Raw genomic sequence first — 13,861 nt, 5'->3', positions numbered from 1 at the left:
AGAAATGTATACATTAACAATACTAGCCTTATCTTGGCAACACATCCTTATCGTTGCTATATTACTTTTATTACTTTTCGGAGGTAAAAAAATCCCTGAATTGATGAGAGGGATGGGTTCTGGAATTAAAGAATTTAAAGATGCTATTAAAGAAGAAGACAAACCGGAAGCAAAAACTACGGAGAATAATCCTTCAAACAATAATTCAAACAGCAACTAAATAATTCTTCATTTCAATGAATTTCACCGATACTGCCTGGAAGATCTTCAACCAATCAATTGAAGACTATCATGTATTAGACAGCGTTGAGACACCTGTGAAAAATCCTTTTGAAACAGACAGTTTGGAACGGATTTTGTATGCTAAAAACTGGATTGATACCGTTCAATGGCATTTGGAAGATATTATTAGAGATGAAAACATAGACCCTGTTGATGCTCTTCAATTAAAGAGAACTATAGATTCTTCAAATCAAAAAAGAACTGATTTGGTTGAATTTATAGACAGTTGGTTTTTAGATAAATATAAAAATATTACTCCTAAATCTGATGCAAAAATAAATACAGAAACTCCAGCCTGGGCTGTTGACAGATTATCTATTTTGGCATTAAAGGTTTATCATATGTCGCTGGAAGCTAACAGAGAATCTGCTTCTGAAGAGCATCGTCAAAATTGCCAGGCAAAACTAGACGTATTGCTTACTCAGAAAGAAGACTTGTCGACTTCAATTATTCAATTACTTACAGATATTGAAAACGGTGATGTTAAGATGAAAGTGTACAAACAAATGAAAATGTACAACGATGAAAGTCTTAACCCAATCCTTTACCAAAAGGAGCAAAAATGAGACGACTACTTTTTCTTGGAATACTTTTATTAATCACTTCTTGTGCCACTGAAAAGCTGAATTTATCGCCTTTATCAAACACATTCTCAAGTGAGACAAAATCTGATTCTGAAGATTCAAAAAGTATAAGCATCAATATTACCGAAAATGTAAATGCCTCAGAGATCACTAATCTGATTTCTACTTTTCCTAAATTTACCAATACTGCTGTAAATGATGAAGTAATTACCTTAAAGTACACGCTTCAAAATTATCTGTATGCAATAGCTGCAGGGAATAATTCAGGTAAAAACAAGACCATTAAAAATCTGGAAAAATCTTACAAAAACATCCAAAAATTAAGAAAATACCTTAAGAAAGATGAAGATGAAGTATTAAACAGATATTTGGTAAGACTCAAAACTAATATTACCGTAATAGAAGATTCTGTAAACGGAAAAAAATAAACAAAACAATTCAATGATTAAAATTCAGGCGGAAGCTAATGTTCCTACAGAGCACGGTAATTTCCGAATGATCGCTTTCTCGGAAGATGAAAATGACTGGATGCCACACATGGCAGTAATCGCAGAAAATACAGATTTTTCTCAGCCTGTTAATGTACGTTTTCATTCTGAATGTATTACCGGAGAAGTTTTCCATTCAAAAAAATGCGAATGTGGTCAACAGCTTGATGCAGCAATGAAATATATGCATGAAAATGGCGGACTCATCATTTATCTTCGTCAGGAAGGCAGAAACATCGGAATCATCAATAAACTTAAAGCATATTCTCTTCAGGAAAAAGGTTTTGATACCGTACAGGCAAATCTGGAATTAGGATTACCTGCCGATGACCGAAATTTTGGTATCGCTATCGAAATTCTAAATCAACTGAAAATAGAAAATATCAACCTTTTAACCAACAATCCGGAAAAGGTAAAATTTGTAAAGGAAAGCAACATCAACCTCAACTCGAGAGTTCCGTTGCAAATTCCTGCAAATGAAAACAGTAAAGAATACTTACAGACAAAAAAAGATTTTTTCGGTCATTTTTTAGATGATCAGAAATAATTAAAAAACAAATAAATCAAAAGCGCCGAAAAATAAATTTCCGGCGCTTTTTTATTATAAAAATTTGAAAAGATTCTGCTTGATTTAGTATTTCGTAACTTTTGAATCGTTAATTTTAAAATACTTGATAACTGCATTATAGTCGCTGTAATCAACCGGAGCTTTAGCACCTTTATTTACAATATCTGCAGGAACTAAAACAATTCTGAATTTTTGATTATTATAGTAAATTGGCGTAGTCGTCACATCATAAGTTCCTCCAATATAGATTTGTACATCATTTTTAGTAAAATCAAAATCATAATCTAATTCGTTACCATTGTTCAGGTAAATAGTTTTAGGAATTTGTTCCCAAACATTATTACTTCCGGAAAGATCTTTTAATCTATATACTAAAACCATATCAGAAGGTAATATGCTGATTGATTGATTAATATAATGTTGATCTGTAGCACTATTATATTGGAAACTTCTAGTAATCTCTATAACTCCTGCAACAGTGTCGTTATCTACATACTGTACATTATCATCATCATTATCGCAACTAACAGTAAATACACTGACAAATGCAAGCATTAAAAATGGAATAATTTTTTTCATTTTAAATAAGTTTTAATATTACTAATGGCGGAATCAAAACATATACCAAAAATCACAAAAACTTTAGTATTCATGATTTTTTTAATCGTATTTTTGTTCATATTCAAAAATCATGAAGAAATTAGTTTTTAATTTTCTCTTAATTACCGTTTTATTCAGTGTAAATATTTCGGCGCAATATCAGCCAAAGGATATTTCAAAGCAAGACCTCAAAAAAGCAAGAGAATGGGTCAACCAAACTTACAACAGTCTTTCACAGGATGAAAAACTGGGTCAGCTTTTTATTGTAGCGCTTTATACCAATAAAGACGAAAGCCACATCAACCAAATAAGAAACATTGTTATAAACGATAAAATCGGCGGATTAATTCTGATGCAGGATGACGCAGCAAGAGAAATTAATTTGGTAAATGAGTTTCAACAAAAATCAAAAGTCCCGTTAATGATCGGAATGGATGCAGAATGGGGACTCTACCAAAGAATCAACACCGCTCACAAATTTCCGTGGGCAATGACATTGGGTGCTATACAGGATAAAAATCTTATTTATAAGATGGCTGCGAAAATCGCTGAAGACTGCAAAAGAATGGGAATCAACTGGGATTTCGCACCTGTTGTTGACGTCAATACCAATCCAAATAATCCGATTATCGGGAACAGAAGTTTCGGTTCTGAAGTTTCTAATGTGACCCAATCTGCATTATCTTATGCAAATGGTTTACAAGACAACAATATTCTTGCGGCTATCAAACATTTTCCGGGACATGGTGATACCAATACAGATTCTCACCTCGACCTTCCAGTAGTTTCTCACAACTTGGATAGATTAAATAAAATAGAATTAGCGCCTTTCAAAGCTTTAATGAATAAAGGAATCGGCGGCGTGATGGTTGCGCACTTGTACGTTCCAAGTTTAGAATCTGGAAAAGGAATTCCTGCTTCAATTTCGAAAAACATTATCACGGGACTATTAAAAGACAAATGGGGTTACAAAGGTTTAATTATTACCGATGCCTTAAACATGGGCGCTGTAGCCAACAAATACAAACCGGGCGAACTGGATGCTTTAGCTTTTAAAGCAGGAAATGACATCATGCTTTTTTCACAAGGTGTTGCAGAAGGTAAAAAACTCATTCAGAAAGCAATTGATAAAGGAGAAATTTCACAATCGAGAGTGGAGGAAAGTGTAAAGAAAATTCTTTTAACTAAATATTTTTTAGGCTTAAATCAATACACTCCAAAAAATCCTGAAAACGTCAACTACGACCTCAATAATGATTCGCATACAAAGCTGGTTCAAAATCTTTATTCTAATGCTTTAACGTTATTGAAAGACGAAAAGAAGCTGCTTCCATTAAATTATAATTCAACTTATTATTACATTCCATTAGAAGAAGCTCCTTATCAGACTTTTGAAAACAGGTTAAAATTAGATGTTAAAGTTATTATTAAAAAAGCTTCAGAAATCAATACAATCCCTGCAAATTCTACAGTAATTGTTGGTTTTCATAAAGATAATTCTACAGCTTACAAACCTTACAAAATTTCAGGAGAATCTAAAAAGATATTGGCAGATTTAACTAAAAACCAAAATGTTATTCTAAATGTTTTCGGAAGCGCTTATGCTTTGAAGGATATTGATTTATCTAAAGTTTCTACCGTTTTGGTTTCTTACGAAAACAACGATGATTCTATGACAGCAACTGCAGATGCATTTCGTGGAAAGACTACAATTTCAGGAAAACTTCCGGTTTTAGTTAATGACCAATTAAAACCTGGAATGGGGATAACTTTAGATCCATTTAAATATTCAAAATCAACAGAATTCACCACTTCAAAATAACAACAGACATATGAAACGCTTTTTAAGCGTTCCATCTGACAATTAAAAAAAAATAAAAAATTAACAGATGAAAATAGGCATACTTTGCTACCCAACATACGGCGGAAGCGGAATTGTGGCAACAGAACTAGGGATGTCTCTCGCCAACAAAGGCTATGAAGTACATTTCATCAGTTCGGCACTTCCCGCAAGATTAGATATTACCAATCCGAATATTTTCTTTCATAAAGTAAATGTTCAAACCTATCCTCTTTTCCAATATCAACCTTATGATATTGCGTTGAGTTCGATGATTTATCGCGTTGTGAATCTTTATAAATTAGATTTGCTTCACGCTCATTATGCAATTCCTTATGCTTATGCAGCATTTACGGCAAAGCAAATGTTAAAGGAAGACAATAATGACATTCCTTTGGTAACCACACTTCACGGAACAGATATTACATTAGTGGGACAACATCCAAGCTATAAACATGCGGTAGAATTTTCGATCAACCAATCAGATGCAATTACGTCTGTTTCTGAAAGTCTGAAAAAAGATACCTTACAGTTTTTTAATATCAAAAAAGAAATTCAGGTCATCACTAATTTTATTGATAATTCGGAACTTGATGAACTTAATGAATGTCAAAGAACTCAATTTGCAAATCCGGATGAAAAAATCCTTATTCACGTTTCCAATTTACGCCCAGTAAAACGTGTGGATGAAGTTTTACAAATCTTTAAAAATGTTGAAAAGAAAGTAAAATCTAAATTGATTATCATCGGTGAAGGTCCCGATATGGAAAAAGTAAATCAATTCTTAGAAGAAAATCCTGATTTAATTTCAAAAATCAGATTGCTTGGAAAAGTAAATGATTTGTATCGAATTTTACAGCTTTCAGACGTATTTTTACTTCCTTCTGAGCAGGAAAGCTTCGGTTTGGCAGCTTTAGAAGCAATGGCAGCATATACTCCTGTAATCAGCTCAAATGCTGGTGGAATTCCTGAAGTAAATATTCAGGGCGAAACCGGATTTTTAGCAGAAATCGGAAATGTAGAAGCAATGAGTAATTATTGCATCAAACTTTTAAGCAACGATGAACTTTTGGCACAAATGAAAATGAATGCTAAAGAACAAGCTGTAAAATTTGATCTGAAAAACATTCTTCCTATTTATGAAGAAATGTACAAAACAACGATTGCTAATTTTAAAAAAGAACCTGCGAGAGCTTAAAATCTCTTTACAAATAAATTAAAATCCAGAGTTCTTCCTCTGGATTTTTTGTTTACAAATTTTTATAAAACTATTTAATTAAAAATATCGCTTTTCATATTTTAAGCAAATTCTTGAATCAGTTCAGCTCCTTCGGAGCTGAACCTTTGTAGAAAACATAAGTCAATCTATGAATCGCGGCGCTCCGTAGGAGCGCAACCTAAAAATCCAATCAAAAAAAATATTATTTCAAAAAATATTTTTCACTAAATTAGTTGTAACACAAAACCACAACTGATGAACGAAAAACTGCTTCAATACCTTTGGAATTTCAAAGTATTTACTCATTTCAACTTCCAAGACACCGACGGAAATACTATTGAAATTATAGATTTTGGGAAATGGAATACCAATTCGGGACCGGATTTTCTGATGGCAAAAATTAAAATCAAAAACATGATTCTTGCCGGAAACATCGAGCTTCATGTAAAATCTTCCGACTGGATTTTTCATCAACACTCAAAAGATCCAGCTTATCAGAATATCATTTTGCATGTAGTTTTCCAGAATGATGTTGACATCAAAGAATTTAAAGACCAAAATATCCCAACTCTGGAATTGAGAGATCATATAGATAAAAATGTTTTTCAGAAATATGAGAATTTGTTAAAAGAAAATCTTTTTATTCCTTGTGAAAAGGTTTTCAGCTCGGCAAAAATTCCAATTAACTTCCATGAAGAAAATTTGCTTAAAAAACTTGAAGAAAAATCTTTAGAAATAGAATCAGATTTGCTGCGTCACAAAAATAATTATGAAGCCGTTATGTTTCATCATCTCGCCTACTCTTTCGGTTTAAAAGTCAATGCATCAATATTTAAACATATAGCAGAAAGCATAGATTTCAATATCATCAATAAAATCCGGCAAAATAAAACACAGCTTGAAGCTTTATTTTTTGGAATTTCCGGCTGGTTAGAAAATCCACAAGATTCGCAAATGAAAATATGGAAAAGAGAATTTGAGTTTCTTAAAGCAAAATATACTATTCCTGAAATTACAATTCATCCCAAGTTTCTTCGGTTACGCCCGCCAAACTTCCCTACAATTCGTTTATCACAACTCGCAGATCTTTATTTCCAGCATCAAAACTTATTCTCAAAAATCATTACTGCAGAAAACTCTAATGCTCTACATCAAATTTTTAAAGAAATAAAAGCTTCAGGATATTGGGACAATCATTTTAATTTTGGTAAAATATCTTCTATTCATCATCCCAAAGTTTTAACGAGAGACTTCATTGAACTGATTATTTTGAATGCTATTCTTCCTATAAAATATACATATCACAAATACCAAAATGAAAACATCAACGACGAAATTCTAAAATTCTACAGTGAAATTCAGTCTGAAAAGAATTCAGTGATTACAGAATGGAAAAAATTAGGGGTGAAAATCAAAACCTCTTTAGAAAGCCAAAGCCTGATTTATCATTTTAAAAACTATTGCGAAGCAAAAAATTGCTTAAATTGCGGTATCGGATTTAAAATTTTAAAAGAATCTTAAAAAAATGTTTGATAATCTACGCCACAAAATGGAACGCGAATGGTTTGGTGTACTCACAAGAATGGGTGCTAAACTGGGAATTCCGGTTTCCAAACTGAGAGTTTTCTTTATTTATTCTACTTTTGCAACGGCAGGTTTTTTCTTTTTAATTTATCTTGGTCTGGCTTTTACTCTTTGGATTAAAGACATTTTTATCACCAGACGACCAAGCGTTTTTGACCTTTAATTATGGAATTTTTACAGATTATGTCACCCGATGATTATCGTGTGCAACAGATTTATCACTCATATTCAACAACTTTTCCGGAAGATGAAAGACGAGAATGGTCTCAATTTATCAGATTATTTGAACATCCGAATGTAAAAGTGATTTCTGTTTTAAATAATACAGAAAATATCGGTTACCTTATTATTTGGGAGTTGAGCAATTATGTTTTTGTGGAGCATTTTGAAGTCTTTTCAGAATTCAGAAATCAAAAATTGGGTTCTCATATTACCGATTATTTATTTAAAAATTATCCAAGAATTATTTTGGAAATTGAGCCTGAACATTTGAACGACGATGCTAAACGACGTTTTTCGTTTTATCAGAGAAACGGTTTCAATCTGATTGACGAAATGTATGTACAGCCAAGTTATGGTGAAGGCAAAAAAAGCCTCAAACTCTGGCTTCTTGCCAATTACTCCCCTGAAAACTTAAAGGATGTAAAAGACGAAATTTATGACATCGTTTATCATTAAAATATAAATCCAGAGCTTTGATTGCTCTAGATTTTTTTGTCTATAGATTGAGTCAACAGTATAATTATTGAAATTTACCAGTCAGTCTCTCTCGAATTATGGCAACATCTTTAACGCATTGTTGTTTTTTGTTCGTCACTAACATATTCTAAAATATCACCTGGTTGACATTCCAAAACATCACAAATTAATTCTAAAGTACTAAATCTGATTGCCTTTGCCTTACCCGTCTTTAATATGGAAAGGTTCGATAAAGTCAGTCCGACTTTTTCAGAAAGTTCATTAAGTGACATTTTTCGCTTGGCCATTACAACATCTAAATTTACTATAATTGCCATATCTTAAACCGTTAAATCGTTTTCGTTTTGAATATCTACCCCTTTTTTGAAAATCGTCGCTATTATATAGATTACAGCTCCCATCAAAATAAACGCCTGACTGTCTGACCAAAATTCGTTTAAATGGTCGGTAACAAAACCATAATGCATTAAATTTTCAACTAATTCTTTGGCAATGTAACTTAACAGTCCAATTGAAAGGGTGTAATAACTAATTTTTGAAATTTGTTTTGCAACGAAACTGCTGAATGGTCTTGACAAATCCATTGTGTGCATTAGTCTGATAACTGTATAAAACAGGCAAGCTTTTAAAATTGAAATGGTTAGAATAAAACCATAGACACCGAAAAAAACTAATTTGCTGTTGTTATACATTTCAGTTAAATCCAAATTTTGATAAAGATTTTGGATAAGTTCAGGTTTATACAGACTGAAAAAGAAATTTACTATTAAACCTCCTGCTTCAACGCATAAACCAACAAAAATAAGCCAGGCTACAATATATAAGCCCCAAAATACGAAGTTATTTGTTTTTGACATCATTATTTATTTTAAAGTTAATATGTCAAAAGTAATAAATTTTATCGATAAACAATAAAAACAAATTATTAATCAAAAAATATTAATCGAATAATATAATATGTTTTGAAAAAAAATTGTCGATCATTTATACTTGATTATTAATTATAACGAAGGTTGTCTTGAGGATAATCTGTCGAATTTTGCTGTGAAAATGTAAAAATTATTTAGTAAAGCAATCAGTATTAAAAACTTTGTAGACACTTTACTCATTTTTGCTCAACAGTATTATTGTTTGATTTCAGACGTTCTACATAAATCGGAAGTACACTGTCTAAATTAAACATAACTCTGTTTATATTTTTAGCTTTCACATAGGATCTTATTTCAGGCTTGATAAGAAAACTGAATTCTAAAAATTCCGGAATTCTTTCAGCAGGAATTCCGTCTTTCACAAAATATTCATCATCAATTCTTTTTCTGATCCAGGTAATATCAAGCTGTACATCTTCATATTTGTACCATCTTTTCTGCCTTCTGGATTTCCCGCTTACCAGATCATAAATACTCTGAATATTAAGATTTCCAAAAGCTGCGGCCAATAAAACTTTTTTTACTTCAGCCGGAACTTCTCGAGGCTTTTCAGGAGATTTCGGAAGACCAATCGCTTTCTGAAGCTGCTCTTTTTTATCAATTTTAGTCAGTTTTTTAGAATCTTTAGAGAGATCTCCGGTTGTTGAAATTATTTCTACTTCTTCAATCTCTTCAGGAATTCTTACCAAAACAACATTCATTGGAGACTCTGCATCTGCAACTTTTCTTGAGGCTCTTTCATATCCTTTTTTGATAAATCTGATCTCATCTTTTTCAGAACCCTCAATAGAAAATTCACCTAAAGAATTACTGTAAACCTTCTGATCATTCGAAATATTGACGACCAAAACTGAAGTGACAATCATATCGTTTTCACTCAAAGTTTTTCCCGTTATTTTCTGCTGACCAAAAAAATATATTGTAAGAAAAAAGAAAAATACAGCAAAATTTTTTCTCATCATTTGTGTTTATTTTTGAGTTTGAGGAGCTCGGTAAGAGGAAATCCTCATCAAAACCGCTCCTTGAAATCTCATCAGATCGGCATCGCTTACAAAACCATACTTCAAAATTTTCTGTCTTTCAAATCCACCTGCAAGAACATAATAGATGAAATGATTAATGAAAGGTTTTTCAATTTTTAAATCGGTAAAATACTGCTCACCCAAAGCATAAGCGAGATAATTTGCCAGATCAAGATCATCCCATTTATTTTTTACTTTTCCTATAGAAAAACCCTGCCCTTTTGGCTGCACAAATTCACCGGGTCTGGCTGCTAAAATTCTTGGATCAGATTTTTGTTTTAGATAATTATTAATTTCAGCTTTCAGTTTCTCAACTTTTTTTGGCTGATTAAATGTTTTAGAATCTATCTTCAAATCTCCGCTGAGTCCTTTTTTAATTTCAACTTCAGCAATTAATTGTGCCGCCCTCAACAACTTTACGTTCATTGGTGATTCTAGATTTTCTTTGGAAACTTTTTGGTCTGTTCTTTCAAATCCGTTTTTAAAAAAACGAAGAATATCGCCTTGTCTTCCGGAAATCATAAAATGACCGTCTCTGTTGGTAAGAACCTGCTCATCAGTCCGCAGATTGATAACCGTCACGTTTGGAACTTCAGACAAATCTTCAGACGAAATCTTCCCAAAAATATAGTTTTGAGCATTCATTTGAACAAAAGAAATCAGAGACAAAATAAAGAGTAGTTTATATTTCACAGATTATTGTTTATTAAGCAAAACTAAAGTTATTTTTCATTAATGCATCAAGTTTAACCAGACTTAACGGGTTTTAATATTTTTTTTGAGTTTAAACCTTGGAACTGTTAAAATATCAGCTTCAAATTGTTAAATTTTCAATTAAATTTTATCTAAATTGCATAAAATCTTTCGTAAAAAATGTCAAACTCTTATACAGTAATCAACGCTTCGGCAGGTTCCGGCAAAACGTATGCTCTTGTGCAGAGGCTTCTGATGATTTGTCTGAGATATCCCAATCAGCATCAATCTATCAGAAATATTTTGGCATTAACATTTACCAACAAAGCCGCAAACGAAATGAAAGAAAGAATTCTTTCATGGCTCAACAAATTTACGGCAGATAATTATCGTGAGAATAATGATCTTAAAAACATCCAGAAAGCATTTGAAAACGAAGGTCTGAAAATAACGATTGATGAACTTCATCATCGTTCAAAAAAACTTTTAGATTATATCCTGCATAATTATTCTACCTTAAATATCGGGACGATTGACCGTTTCAATTCTCGATTGGTGCGAAGTTTTTCTTATGAATTGGGTTTGGCTAAAAATTTTAATCTTGAAATTGATGCAGAACCATTTTTGATTGAAGCTGTCGACAAAATGCTCGATCAAATCGGGGAAAATGAGAATATTTCCAATTCGTTTATGGATTATGTGGATTATAGTCTGGAAAATAACGAAAGAATTAATCTCAACAAAAACCTTTATGATTCTGCGAAAGAATTTGTAAAAGACATTCATTACGAACATCTGAAAGACAATAAAGAATTTGATGATGAGAATTATGAAAACATTAAAAATACTTTACGAAAAGAGATTACATTTAATAAAAAACAGTCTTTAGAATTAGCTTTACAGTCAATCGAATTATTTAAATCAAGAAATATCGAGATTGAAGATTTTGCGCAGGGAAAAAACGGAATCGGTGGTTTTTTCCCGAAAGTTGTCGATTTTTACCAGAAAAAAAGAGCAGGATTTCCTTTTCCAACAACATCAGAAGAATCTGTGGTTGAAAAATACAGAAAAGGAGCCGCAGCAAAATCGAAACACAAAGACGCAGAAATTTCAGAAATCCTGGATCAGCTTCTTGAAAACCGAATGAAACTCATTCTTCTTTTCATCGAAACTCAGAAAAAAGAAAAAATACTTTCTGCATTACTGCCTTTAAAGGTGAACAAAGACATTCAGGATGAGCTGAGAAAAATTGAGGAAGAAAATGATTTGGTTTTGCTTTCAAAATTTAATATTCTGATTAATGAAAATCTTAAAAATGAACCTTCAGCTTTTATTTATGAAAAAGTAGGCTCACAGTTTCAGCATTACTTTTTTGATGAATTTCAGGATACTTCAGAATTGCAATGGCAAAATTTTGTTCCTTTAAGAGATCACAGTATTTCGACAGAAAATACTTCTTTTACTTTGGTGGGTGATCCGAAACAGAGTATTTATCGTTTTCGTGGCGGTGAAAGTAAATTGATGTTGGATATTATCAACAAAAAAGAATTTACTCCTAAAAAGGCTGAATTATTAGTTCTGAAAGACAATTGGAGAAGTGCTAAAAATATTGTTCAGTTTAATAATGAGCTGTATCAATTTCATTCTTTAAACCTTGAAGAAGAACATCAACATATTTTTGGTGTTGATGGCGAGCAAAATCCAAAATCAAGCATTGACGGAAGAGTAAAGGTAAATCTCATTGAAAATTTAACCAATGAGGATTTCTACAACGATGTTTCCGATAAAATGCAGAAAGATATTCAGGAATGTCTGGATAACGGTTTCAGGTTTTCAGATATTACCATTTTGTGCCGTGGAAATTTTGACATTTTCTCTTATTCACAAAAATTAGGAAATCTGAAAGTCAGTTATAATGGCGAAGAAACCAATATTAAAACGATTTCTGATAAAGGTTTGACTTTAGAATTATCAAATACTTTACTGGCTGTTGTTGAATTTTTGAAATGGGAAACCAATCCGAAAAACAAACCTCATCTTATTATGATGATGTTTTATCTCAACAGACTCGGAAGAATCAGCATGCCCGATTTCACTTTAGAAATGAAAGAAATTTTGGCTTTAGAACAGCATGAAACCATCATTCAATTTATTGAAGAAAAGTATCATTTAAAACTGAAACAAGATCATTTTCCGAAATTTAATCTTTATAATTTTATTGAATATTACATCAACGAGTTTTCGATTGAGCATAAAGAAACAGATTTCCTACTCAACTTTTTGGAAATGCTTTTCAATTTTACTCAAAATGCAGGAGCAAGTACCAAAGAATTTTTGAAATATTGGGACGAAGAAGCTTCAACGTATACAATTCAGGCTTCCGAAAATATCGATGCGATTCAAATCATGACGATTCATAAAGCAAAAGGTCTTGAATTTCCGGTCGTTTTTATTCCGATGATGAATAAAAACCGTGATTCTGAATTTAGCAACTGGTTTGAAACGGATGAGAAATCGGCTTTAAAATCGGTTAATATCAATCAGTTCAATAAAAATCTTGAAGTGTATGATGAAGGCATTGAGAAATTTAATCACGAAAATTCTTACAAAAATCTTGTTGATAGACTTTGTTTGCAATATGTGGCGACAACACGACCTGTAGAACAGTTGTTTTTTTATCTTCAGAAACAGAATAAGACTTCGAATAATTTAGAAATTTTAGAGTTTATTCAATCTAAAAATCTTCAGGATCTTGATGAATTTGATTTGTATAAAACGCATCCTGAAATGTTGAAAAAACAAATTTCTCATAAAAAATCTGAGTTTAAAACTGAAAATATTCAAACCCTGAGAAACGAGCATGAAAATACAAGTTCAATAAAAATCGCTACGCCTTCAAAAAATTATCAGGTAAGAAACGAGAAAGTAAGAATCGGGCTCTTTGTGCATGAACTGCTTTCAAAAATCAATACCGAAAAAGACATTGATAAAGTTTTGGAAACGTATGTTTTGGAAGGTCAGATTACGCTCGAAGAAAAGGAAAATATTAAAGAAGATCTCAGAAAAATCATTCATCAATATTCGGAGTTTTTTGATGAAAAATGGAAAGTAATCAACGAAAAAGACATCATGATTTCTGAAAGAGGAATCAGCAGAATTTACCGTCCCGACAGAATTTTAAAAGGTGATGAAGGCTATATTATCGTCGATTTTAAAACCGGAATGGAAACCGAAAAGAACGATAAACAAATCGAAACTTACAAATCTGTTTTAGAAAACCTGGGAATGAAAGTGATTAAAACACAGCTGATTTATATTCCCGAGAATTTATAAAGTTAAAAGAGTTTCGGGGG

Annotated in this window: 15 protein-coding genes; 10 read left to right on the top strand and 5 right to left on the bottom strand. The window is 32.0% G+C overall.

The features are described 5' to 3' along the window. Positions 1 to 4 precede the first annotated feature (4 nt). From OEW74_RS06180 to ribA, 4 genes are read left to right on the top strand one after another with little or no spacing between them, the layout of a single operon-like run. Positions 5 to 220 carry a twin-arginine translocase TatA/TatE family subunit gene (locus OEW74_RS06180; RefSeq protein WP_265427656.1) on the top strand — a complete coding sequence of 72 codons (216 nt, stop codon included), beginning with the start codon at positions 5 to 7 and terminating at the stop codon, positions 218 to 220. Positions 221 to 236: 16 nt separating this feature from the next. After that, positions 237 to 848, top strand: a complete 612-nt coding sequence (locus OEW74_RS06175; RefSeq protein ID WP_265427655.1) for a DUF4254 domain-containing protein — start codon at positions 237 to 239, stop codon at positions 846 to 848. Next, complete coding sequence (locus OEW74_RS06170; RefSeq protein WP_265427654.1) at positions 845 to 1,294, top strand: hypothetical protein; 450 nt, start codon at positions 845 to 847, stop codon at positions 1,292 to 1,294. The genes OEW74_RS06175 and OEW74_RS06170 overlap by 4 nt, the downstream gene beginning before the upstream one ends. Positions 1,295 to 1,307: 13 nt before the next feature. Next, entirely contained in the window at positions 1,308 to 1,901 is a 594-nt protein-coding gene (ribA, locus tag OEW74_RS06165) for a GTP cyclohydrolase II (protein ID WP_102979228.1), read from the top strand. An 84-nt stretch (positions 1,902 to 1,985) separates the two neighbouring features. Here ribA and OEW74_RS06160 read toward each other — a convergent pair whose 3' ends face one another. Beyond that, positions 1,986 to 2,501, bottom strand: a complete 516-nt coding sequence (locus OEW74_RS06160) for a hypothetical protein (RefSeq protein ID WP_265427653.1) — start codon at positions 2,499 to 2,501, stop codon at positions 1,986 to 1,988. 112 nt (positions 2,502 to 2,613) lie between these two features. Here OEW74_RS06160 and OEW74_RS06155 point away from each other — a divergent pair, with 112 nt between their 5' ends. The 5 genes from OEW74_RS06155 to OEW74_RS06135 all read left to right on the top strand — a co-directional run bounded on the left by OEW74_RS06155 (position 2,614) and on the right by OEW74_RS06135 (position 7,843). Then, positions 2,614 to 4,344 carry a glycoside hydrolase family 3 protein gene (locus OEW74_RS06155; RefSeq protein ID WP_265427652.1) on the top strand — a complete coding sequence of 577 codons (1,731 nt, stop codon included), beginning with the start codon at positions 2,614 to 2,616 and terminating at the stop codon, positions 4,342 to 4,344. Between the two features lie 67 nt (positions 4,345 to 4,411). Further along, complete coding sequence (gene bshA / locus OEW74_RS06150; protein ID WP_265427651.1) at positions 4,412 to 5,560, top strand: N-acetyl-alpha-D-glucosaminyl L-malate synthase BshA; 1,149 nt, start codon at positions 4,412 to 4,414, stop codon at positions 5,558 to 5,560. 276 nt (positions 5,561 to 5,836) lie between these two features. Further along, on the top strand, positions 5,837 to 7,102 hold the full coding sequence (locus OEW74_RS06145) for a DUF2851 family protein (RefSeq protein WP_265427650.1): 1,266 nt from the start codon (positions 5,837 to 5,839) through the stop codon (positions 7,100 to 7,102). Positions 7,103 to 7,106: 4 nt separating this feature from the next. Then, positions 7,107 to 7,328 carry a PspC family transcriptional regulator gene (locus tag OEW74_RS06140; RefSeq protein WP_034678114.1) on the top strand — a complete coding sequence of 74 codons (222 nt, stop codon included), beginning with the start codon at positions 7,107 to 7,109 and terminating at the stop codon, positions 7,326 to 7,328. Between the two features lie 2 nt (positions 7,329 to 7,330). Then, complete coding sequence (locus tag OEW74_RS06135) at positions 7,331 to 7,843, top strand: GNAT family N-acetyltransferase (RefSeq protein WP_265427649.1); 513 nt, start codon at positions 7,331 to 7,333, stop codon at positions 7,841 to 7,843. Positions 7,844 to 7,953: 110 nt separating this feature from the next. Here the strand turns inward: OEW74_RS06135 and OEW74_RS06130 are convergent, their stop codons facing one another. From OEW74_RS06130 to OEW74_RS06115, 4 genes are all read right to left on the bottom strand, one after another. Then, positions 7,954 to 8,181, bottom strand: a complete 228-nt coding sequence (locus OEW74_RS06130; protein WP_265427648.1) for a helix-turn-helix domain-containing protein — start codon at positions 8,179 to 8,181, stop codon at positions 7,954 to 7,956. Positions 8,182 to 8,184: 3 nt separating this feature from the next. Further along, positions 8,185 to 8,721, bottom strand: a complete 537-nt coding sequence (locus OEW74_RS06125; RefSeq protein WP_265427647.1) for a DUF2975 domain-containing protein — start codon at positions 8,719 to 8,721, stop codon at positions 8,185 to 8,187. Positions 8,722 to 8,969: 248 nt separating this feature from the next. Further along, the gene (locus tag OEW74_RS06120) at positions 8,970 to 9,755 is read right to left on the bottom strand and encodes a carboxypeptidase regulatory-like domain-containing protein (protein WP_265427646.1); all 786 of its coding nucleotides are present in this window, start codon (positions 9,753 to 9,755) and stop codon (positions 8,970 to 8,972) included. Between the two features lie 6 nt (positions 9,756 to 9,761). Beyond that, positions 9,762 to 10,508, bottom strand: a complete 747-nt coding sequence (locus tag OEW74_RS06115) for a hypothetical protein (protein WP_265427645.1) — start codon at positions 10,506 to 10,508, stop codon at positions 9,762 to 9,764. A gap of 180 nt (positions 10,509 to 10,688) precedes the next feature. On the opposite strand from OEW74_RS06115, the gene OEW74_RS06110 reads away from it, so the two are divergent. Further along, entirely contained in the window at positions 10,689 to 13,841 is a 3,153-nt protein-coding gene (locus OEW74_RS06110) for a UvrD-helicase domain-containing protein (RefSeq protein WP_265427644.1), read from the top strand. Positions 13,842 to 13,861: the final 20 nt, after the last annotated feature.

Origin of the sequence: Chryseobacterium sp. YIM B08800 (assembly GCF_026163565.1) — a bacterium.
Lineage (GTDB): Bacteria > Bacteroidota > Bacteroidia > Flavobacteriales > Weeksellaceae > Chryseobacterium.
Note: the sequence above shows the minus strand (reverse complement) of the source record. Positions and strands in the feature narration are given on the sequence as shown.